The sequence below is a fragment of the Pseudomonas brassicae genome (assembly GCF_010671725.1).
Taxonomy (GTDB): domain Bacteria; phylum Pseudomonadota; class Gammaproteobacteria; order Pseudomonadales; family Pseudomonadaceae; genus Aquipseudomonas; species Aquipseudomonas brassicae.
In genome coordinates, this window is record NZ_JAAHBU010000326.1 from 1 (window position 1) to 6751 (window position 6751).

Consider the following 6751-nt stretch of genomic DNA (forward strand, 5'->3'; position numbering starts at 1 on the left):
TCCCACGGGGTCCTCGGCGTACCCGAATCCCTGTGGGAGCTGGCTTGCCAGCGAAGAGGCCCAGACAGACAGCACAGATCCACAGTCCCTTCCCCGCACTTTTGCTATAAGATAACGCCCCTTCTTTTTGCACCCAGCCCTGTACCCGGAGTCTTTCATGACGGCCCCAGCCGACCTCTCGCCTACCCTTGAACTGGCCTGCGACCTGATCCGTCGTCCTTCGGTGACCCCGCTCGACTTCGACTGCCAGAAACAGATGATGCAGCGCCTGGGCGATGCCGGTTTCATGCTTGAACCGATGCGCATCGAAGACGTCGACAACTTCTGGGCCACCCACGGCAGCGACGACGGCCCAGTGCTGTGCTTCGCCGGCCACACCGACGTGGTGCCGACCGGCCCGGTACAGGCCTGGAGCAACGACCCGTTCGATGCCCTGATCGATGCCGACGGCATGCTCTGCGGGCGCGGCGCGGCCGACATGAAGGGCAGCCTGGCCGCCATGGTGGTGGCCACCGAGCGCTTCGTCGCCGACTACCCCAACCACAAGGGCAAGGTCGCCTACCTGATCACCAGTGACGAGGAAGGCCCGGCCCACCACGGCACCAAGGCCGTGATCGAGCGCCTGGCCGCGCGCAACGAGCGCCTGGACTGGTGCATCGTGGGCGAGCCGTCGAGCACCACGCTGGTCGGTGACGTGGTCAAGAACGGCCGACGCGGCTCGCTCGGGGCCAAGCTCACCGTACGTGGCATACAGGGCCACGTGGCCTACCCGCACCTGGCGAAGAACCCTATCCACCTGGCCGCGCCGGCCCTGGCGGAACTGGCAGCCGAGCATTGGGACGAAGGCAATGCGTTCTTCCCGCCGACCAGCTTCCAGATCTCCAACCTCAATTCCGGTACTGGCGCCACCAACGTGGTGCCCGGCGAACTGACGGCCCTGTTCAACTTCCGCTTCTCTACCGAGTCGACGGTCGAAGGCCTGCAGGCACGCGTGGCCAGCATCCTCGACAAGCACGGCCTGGACTGGCAGGTAGACTGGGCGCTGTCGGGCCTGCCGTTCCTCACCGAACCGGGCGAACTGCTCGATGCGGTGTCGGCCAGCATCAAGGCCGTGACCGGTCGCGACACCCAGGCCTCCACCAGCGGCGGCACCTCCGACGGGCGCTTCATCGCCACCCTCGGCACCCAGGTGGTCGAGCTGGGCCCGGTCAACGCCACCATTCACCAGGTCAACGAGCGGGTCCTGGCCAGCGACCTCGACGTGCTGACCGAGATCTACTACCAGACCCTGACCCGGCTGCTGGCGTGATGCTCATCTGCCCGATCTGCAGCGCTGCGCTCGGCGCGCTGGACAACGGTGTCGGCTGCCCGCCGGGCACCGTTTCGACCGTGCACGCCAGGGTTACCTGAACCTGTTGCCGGTGCAGCACAAGAACAGTCGCGACCCCGGTGACAACCAGGCCATGGTCGAGGCACGCCGCGACTTTCTCAACGCCGGGCACTACGCCCCGGTGGCACGTCGCCTGGCCGAGCTTGCCGCCGAGCGCGCGCCGGCGCGCTGGCTCGACATCGGCTGTGGCGAGGGTTACTACACCGCGCAACTGGCCGAGGCCCTGCCCCAGGCCGACGGCTATGCACTGGACATCTCGCGCGAAGCAGTCAAGCGCGCGTGCCGACGCAACCCGGCGCTGACCTGGCTGGTGGCGAGCATGGCGCGGGTGCCCCTGGCCGACGCCAGCTGCCAGTTCCTGGCCAGCGTGTTCAGCCCCCTCGACTGGCAAGAGGCCAGACGCCTGCTCAGCCCCGGTGGCGGCCTGATGCGTGTCGGCCCCACCAGCGCTCACCTGATGGAGCTGCGCGAACAGCTCTACGACGAAGTGCGTGATTACGCTGATGACAAGCATCTGGCCCTGGTGCCCGATGGCATGCAGCACGCCCACAGCGAAGTGCTGAGTTTCGCCCTGAGCCTGGCGGCCCCGGCCGACCGTGCCAACCTGCTGGCCATGACCCCGCATGGCTGGCGGGCCAGCGCCGACAAGCGCGCAGCGGTCATCGATCAGGCCGCGCCGTTAGAGGTGACGGTATCGATGCGTTACGATTACTTTGTGCTGCAAGACTGAGCCGCCCCCGGAGAGCCCCATGCGCCAACCTGATATCGAGATCTACCTGAAGGACGCCGACGTCGATCACAAACAGATCGCCGCCTGGCTGGGCGCGGCACTTGGCCCGTGCAGCGACTGGCAGCAGAAAGGCCAGACCTACAAGTGCATGGCCGGTAACGTACCGGTGACCTGGCTGCCCAAGGCCGTCGGCAAATGGAACAGCCTGTTCCTGGAAAGCGACCAGACCCCCTGGGATGACGACATCGCCTGTGCCCGCGCCGCGTTCGCCGCGCTCAATGTCGAAGTGCGTTGTGCCCCTGGCAGCTGGGTGGAAGAGGAAGGTGAAGAAGACGCCGACCGCTGGATTCGCGTCAGTGCCGATGGCGAAGAAGAGATCACCTGGCGCACCAGCTGACGGACTTTTCTGAGGCGCCAGCCTTGCTGGCGAAGCCCGGCATTGCCGGGCCAAGGGGCTGCCCGGCAGCCGTCGCCAGCAACGCTGCGCCTACAGGTTCAAAGCCCCACTACATCTTCAGCCTGCAGGCCTTTCTGGCCCTGGGTCAGGTTGTATTCGACCTGCTGCCCTTCAAGCAAGGTGCGATGCCCTTCACCGCGGATTGCGCGGTAATGCACGAACACATCAGCCCCGCCTTCACGCTGAATGAAGCCATACCCCTTGGCATCATTGAACCACTTCACACTTCCAGTCTCACGAGACGACATCTGAACTACTCCGGATTTTTATTTTGGAATCGCCTTGTCGACAGGGCCTCACCAGGCACCTGCCTACGCCGCTGCGGATTTATCCTGCAAGCGGCGGACCGACTATAACGCAGCCATTCATTAATTTTCATGACCGGGCGGCTTTTTGCTGAACTTGCGCGGATACGGCACACTAACCGCCCGAGCCTGTACTCGCATCTCATCACCCAGGGCACCTATCGAATGACCCGATCCCCCTTGCGCCGCCTGATTTTCGGCGCCCTGCGCCGTCTGCTTTACCTCTGGGTGCGTTCCGAGACCATCAACCCGTCATCCTTTTCGCTGAACCTGGACCGCAGCCGTCCGGTGTTCTATGTGCTGCAGTCGCCCTCGCTCACCGACCTGGCCGTGGTTGACCGCGAATGCACCAAAGCCGGGCTGCCACGCCCGGTGCTGCCCGTTGCGGTAGGCCCGATGATGGAGCCGGCAGCGTTCTTCTACCTGACCCCGGAACCCGACTGGCTCGGCCGTCACGACAAGCGCGGCGCGCCACCGGCACTCACGCGCCTGGTCGAGCTGGTCAGTCAGCACGCCGAACAGGACGCGCAGATCATTCCGGTCAGCGTGTTCTGGGGCCAGTCGCCGGCCAGCGAGTCCAGCCCGTGGAAACTGCTGTTCGCCGACAGCTGGGCCGTCACCGGGCGCCTGCGCCGGCTGCTCAGCGTGCTGATCCTGGGACGCAAGACCCGCGTGCAGTTCTCGGCGCCCATCCACCTGCGCGAGCTGGTCGAGCACAACAAGGGCCACGAGCGCACCGTGCGCATGGCCCAGCGCCTGCTGCGGGTGCACTTTCGCAACCTCAAGGCCGCGGTCATCGGCCCCGACATCTCGCACCGCCGCAACCTGGTCAAGGGCCTGGTCCACGACCCGCTGGTACGCCAGGCCATCAGCGACGAGGCCGAGCGCGAGAACATCCCGCTGGCCAGGGCCGAAGCCCAGGCGCTGCGCTACGGCAACGAGATCGCCTCGGACTACACCTACACCGCCATCCGCTTCCTGGAAGTGGTGCTGAGCTGGTTCTGGAACAAGATCTACGACGGCATCAAGGTCAACCATATCGAGCAGGTGCAAGGCATCGCACCCGGCCACGAGGTGATCTACGTGCCGTGCCATCGCAGCCACATCGACTACCTGCTGCTGTCGTACCTGCTGTTTCGCAACGGCCTGACGCCGCCGCACATCGCCGCCGGGATCAACCTCAACATGCCGCTGATCGGTGGCCTGCTGCGCCGCGGTGGCGCGTTCTTCATGCGCCGCACCTTCAAGGGCAACCCGCTGTACACCGCGGTGTTCAACGAATACCTGCACACGCTGTTCACCAAGGGTTTCCCGGTGGAGTACTTCGTCGAAGGCGGGCGCTCGCGCACCGGGCGCATGCTGCAGCCCAAGACCGGCATGCTGGCGATCACCCTGCGCAGTTTTCTGCGCTCTTCGCGCACCCCGATCGTGTTCGTACCGGTGTACATCGGCTACGAGCGCGTGCTCGAAGGTCGCACCTACCTGGGCGAACTGCGCGGGGCAAGCAAGAAGAAAGAGTCGATCTTCGACATCTTCAAGGTCATTGGCGCCCTCAAGCAGCGCTTCGGCCAGGTCGCCGTCAACTTCGGCGAACCTATCCGCCTGGCCAGTTTTCTCGACCAGCAGCAGCCGGGCTGGCGCGAACAGGAGCACGGCCCGCAGTTCCGCCCGGCCTGGCTCAACGAGACCACCTCGCGCCTGGGTGAAAAGGTTGCCCGGCACCTGAACGAAGCGGCGGCGATCAACCCGGTCAACCTGGTCGCCCTGGCGCTGCTGTCCACCAGCCGCCTGGCGCTGGACGAGCGTGCCCTGGCACGGGTGCTCGACTTGTACCTGGCCCTCCTGCGCCAGGTGCCCTACTCGGCGCACACCACACTGCCCGAGGGCGACGGCCTGGCGCTGATCAGCCATGTGCGTGGCATGGACCTGCTGGCCGAGCAACAGGACGCGCTGGGGCGCATCCTGTACCTGGACGAAAACAATGCGGTACTGATGACCTACTACCGCAACAACGTGCTGCATATCTTCGCCCTGCCGGCGTTGCTGGCAAGCTTCTTCCAGAGCAGCTCGCGGATCAGCCGCGAGCTGATCGGCAAGTACACCCATGCGCTGTACCCGTACCTGCAATCGGAACTGTTCATCCGCTGGGACGCGCAAGCGCTGGACGGCGTGATCGACCAATGGCTGGAGGCGTTCGTCGAGCAGGGCCTGTTGCGCTACGAGAGCGGCGTGTACCTGCGCCCGGCACCGAGTTCACGCCAGTTCGTGCTGCTGACCCTGCTGGCGCGAGCCATCACCCAGACCCTGCAACGTTTCTACATGGCCACCGCGCTGCTGCTCAACAGCGGCCAGCACACCCTGAGCGCGGAAGAGCTTGAAGACCTGTGCGTGGTCATGGCCCAGCGCCTGTCGATCCTGCACGGGCTTAATGCCCCGGAGTTCTTCGACAAGAGCCTGTTCCGCCACTTTATCCAGACCCAGATCGAGCAGGGTGTACTGCGCCCGGATGCGGCCGGCAAGCTCGGCTACCATGAAAAACTGAGCGAGCTGGCCGAGGGCGCGCCAAGCGTGTGCTGTCGGCGGAGGTACGTCTGTCGATTCGTCAGGTGGCCCTGCAGCGCAGCGACGAAATCATTGAACACGCTTCAGAAGAGGCCTGATTGGAGAACCTGATGAAAAAATTGACCCTGGCTGTGCTCGGCAGCCTGCTGGCTGCCTGCAGCAGCACCCCGGCACCGTCCAAGGCCAGCCTGGACGGCGAAGTGTACTACCTGCAACGCATCGCCCTGCCACCGGCGGCCACCTTGAGCGTCAGCCTGCAGGACGTGTCGCTGGCTGATGCGCCGGCCGTGACCCTGGCCAACCAGCGTGGCCCGATCAAGGGCCAGGTGCCACTGCCCTTCCACTTGAGCTATGACCCGGCCCAGGTCAAGCCGGGCCATCGCTACGCGGTCAGCGCGCGCATCGAGCTGGACGGCAAGCTATTGTTCATCACTACCGAGCACCACGGCGTGCAACTCGACGGCACCGATATGCCGCCTGTGCGGATCAAGGTCGACGCCGTTCGCTGAACCTGTTTTTTTCACTGGATAAGGATGCTGCCATGTTGCGCCCCGCTCTAACCTTTACCGGCCTGTGCGCCGGCCTGCTGTTGTCGGCCAGTGCGCTGGCCCTGTCGTTGAGTGACCTGTCGCAGAAGGACGCCTCGGGCGGCCTCAAGGACGCCCTGACCCAGGGTGCGCAGATTGCGGTCAAGCAACTGGGTACGCCGGGTGGCTTCAGCAACAACCCGGACGTACGCATCGAATTGCCGGGCAACCTCGGCAAGGCGGCCAAGGCCATGAAGAAATTCGGCATGGGCGCGCAGGTCGACCAGTTGGAAGCGAGCATGAACAAGGCTGCCGAGGCAGCAGTACCGCAGGCCCAGGCCTTGCTGGTGGATGCGGTGAAAAAGATGACCGTGGCCGATGCCAAGTCCATTCTGAGCGGCGGCGATGACTCGGCCACCCAGTACCTGAGCAAGACCAGCCGCGAGCAGATCCGCGCCAAGTTCCTGCCGATCGTCAAGCAGGCAACCGATCAGGTCGGGTTGGCCAAGCAGTACAACAGCTTTGCCGGCCAGGCATCGTCGATGGGCTTGCTGGACAGCAAGAATGCCAATGTCGAAGGGTATGTGACCGAGCAGGCGCTCAACGGCCTGTTCGAGATGATCGGCAAGCAGGAAGCGACCATTCGCGAGAACCCGGCGGCTGCGGCTACCGGCTTGGCCAAGAAGGTTTTCGGCGCGCTCTGAACCTGGGGCCGCGTTGCGGCCCATTCGCTGGCAAGCCAGCTCCCACAGGTTTTGTGAACACCGCCTGACCCTGTGG

The 6751-nt window shown here is 64.9% G+C and carries 5 protein-coding genes and 2 pseudogenes; 6 read left to right on the forward strand and 1 reads right to left on the reverse strand.

Annotation, left to right across the window (positions count from 1 at the left end; translation table 11 throughout):
* Nucleotides 1-157 precede the first annotated feature (157 nt).
* The 3 genes and pseudogenes from dapE to G3436_RS20480 all read left to right on the forward strand — a co-directional run bounded on the left by dapE (nt 158) and on the right by G3436_RS20480 (nt 2517).
* Nucleotides 158-1309, forward strand: a complete 1152-nt coding sequence (dapE, locus tag G3436_RS20470) for a succinyl-diaminopimelate desuccinylase (protein WP_163948737.1) — start codon at nt 158-160, stop codon at nt 1307-1309.
* Nucleotides 1309-2120: pseudogene (locus G3436_RS20475) on the forward strand (putative RNA methyltransferase). The gene dapE and the pseudogene G3436_RS20475 overlap by 1 nt, the downstream one beginning before the upstream one ends.
* Before the next feature lie 19 nt (nt 2121-2139).
* Nucleotides 2140-2517 (forward strand): hypothetical protein, encoded by a 378-nt coding sequence (locus tag G3436_RS20480; protein ID WP_163948739.1) that lies wholly within the window; start codon nt 2140-2142, stop codon nt 2515-2517.
* A gap of 98 nt (nt 2518-2615) precedes the next feature.
* Here G3436_RS20480 and G3436_RS20485 read toward each other — a convergent pair whose 3' ends face one another.
* On the reverse strand, nt 2616-2825 hold the full coding sequence (locus tag G3436_RS20485; RefSeq protein ID WP_038996759.1) for a cold-shock protein: 210 nt from the start codon (nt 2823-2825) through the stop codon (nt 2616-2618).
* A 222-nt stretch (nt 2826-3047) separates the two neighbouring features.
* Here G3436_RS20485 and plsB point away from each other — a divergent pair.
* The 3 genes and pseudogenes from plsB to G3436_RS20500 all read left to right on the forward strand — a co-directional run bounded on the left by plsB (nt 3048) and on the right by G3436_RS20500 (nt 6675).
* Nucleotides 3048-5542 (forward strand): annotated as a pseudogene (plsB, locus tag G3436_RS20490) (glycerol-3-phosphate 1-O-acyltransferase PlsB).
* Nucleotides 5543-5554: 12 nt separating this feature from the next.
* Nucleotides 5555-5953 (forward strand): YbaY family lipoprotein, encoded by a 399-nt coding sequence (locus G3436_RS20495; RefSeq protein ID WP_163948742.1) that lies wholly within the window; start codon nt 5555-5557, stop codon nt 5951-5953.
* 32 nt (nt 5954-5985) lie between these two features.
* Nucleotides 5986-6675, forward strand: a complete 690-nt coding sequence (locus G3436_RS20500; protein WP_163948744.1) for a DUF4197 domain-containing protein — start codon at nt 5986-5988, stop codon at nt 6673-6675.
* The last annotated feature ends 76 nt before the right edge of the window (nt 6676-6751 follow it).

Bases quoted from the DNA above. Each gene is read 5' to 3' on its own strand.
- G3436_RS20500 (WP_163948744.1), top strand. From the start codon at position 5,986: ATGTTGCGCCCCGCTCTAACCTTTACCGGCCTGTGCGCCGGCCTGCTG.
- dapE (WP_163948737.1), top strand. From the start codon at position 158: ATGACGGCCCCAGCCGACCTCTCGCCTACCCTTGAACTGGCCTGCGAC.
- G3436_RS20495 (WP_163948742.1), top strand. From the start codon at position 5,555: ATGAAAAAATTGACCCTGGCTGTGCTCGGCAGCCTGCTGGCTGCCTGC.
- G3436_RS20485 (WP_038996759.1), bottom strand. From the start codon at position 2,825: ATGTCGTCTCGTGAGACTGGAAGTGTGAAGTGGTTCAATGATGCCAAG.
- G3436_RS20480 (WP_163948739.1), top strand. From the start codon at position 2,140: ATGCGCCAACCTGATATCGAGATCTACCTGAAGGACGCCGACGTCGAT.